We start from the raw sequence: 949 nt of genomic DNA, 5'->3' as shown, positions 1-949 counted from the left end.
CGGTTCCGACGATGTCAGCAAAATCATAATCAGGGCGAGGGAATGGGTGAGCATTAGCGAGTAACGCTTTCGCTGCGCCTGCAATTTCTTCCGGTGTTTCGCCTTTAATTTTTAGCGCTGTGAGCGCCGCTGTCATTAAAATAGGGTCAAGTTCACCGCGTATAATAACGTCAAACAACTGTTGGCTTTCGTCTTCACTTAGCGACTGTTGTTCATAAAGCTTATTAATAATCGTTTCCATGATTTTTCCTATTATTCCGTTATTTTTTTGGTGACGCTTCAGTAACACGCGGTTTGTCTAATGCCCATTCTATGGCGTTAGCGAGCAGAGTGGCACCGTAAGTTGTCATGATCGATTCTGGGTGAAATTGAAATCCACACACTTTATCTTGCTCGTGAGCTACTGACATGACAAGTCCATCCACTTCCGCCGTTACGGTCAGTTCTTTGGTTACATGCGTGGCAACCAATGAATGGTAACGAGCGATGGCTAAAGGAGACGGTAGGTCTTGGTAAATAGAATGCTGCTGATGATCCATCATTGATACCTTACCATGAATAATCTCGCCCGCTCCGGCAACCGTTCCACCGTAGGCTTCAACAATCGCTTGATGACCAAGACAGATCCCAATCATTGGCACGTGTCCTTTTAGCTGTTGAATCAGCTCTGGCATGCAGCCCGCTTTCGAAGGCTCGCCTGGGCCCGGTGAAAGTAGCACAACAGGATTGGTTAACATTGTTATCGCGTCAACAATGACGTCAGCATCGATATTATTACGGTAGACCGTTACCGAATAGCCAAGCGATCGAAACTGATCAACTAAGTTGTAGGTAAATGAATCAAAGTTATCGACGAAAACGATATTGGCAGATACTTGAGATTGAGCGTTGGTCATATCGTTATCCTTTATGAGCAGTCTGAATAGCGGAAATAACCGCTTGGGCTTTG

Annotated in this window: 1 protein-coding gene and 1 pseudogene; both read right to left on the bottom strand. The window is 45.4% G+C overall.

Features of this window, described 5'->3' with window-relative positions:
* Positions 1-241, bottom strand: a pseudogene (locus ACP45E_RS21060) (anthranilate phosphoribosyltransferase); the annotation flags it as partial.
* A 19-nt stretch (positions 242-260) separates the two neighbouring features.
* Complete coding sequence (locus ACP45E_RS21055) at positions 261-896, bottom strand: aminodeoxychorismate/anthranilate synthase component II (protein WP_017038984.1); 636 nt, start codon at positions 894-896, stop codon at positions 261-263.
* Positions 897-949: the final 53 nt, after the last annotated feature.

Origin of the sequence: Vibrio genomosp. F10 str. 9ZD137, assembly GCF_049974785.1 — a bacterium.
In the GTDB taxonomy this organism is placed as follows: Bacteria; Pseudomonadota; Gammaproteobacteria; order Enterobacterales; family Vibrionaceae; genus Vibrio.
The sequence above is the reverse complement of the archived record's forward strand: the minus strand, read 5'-3'. Positions and strand labels throughout refer to the sequence as shown.

What these genes read in the sequence shown, in the direction of transcription:
- ACP45E_RS21055 (WP_017038984.1), bottom strand. Translation starts at nt 896, where the DNA reads ATGACCAACGCTCAATCTCAAGTATCTGCCAATATCGTTTTCGTCGAT.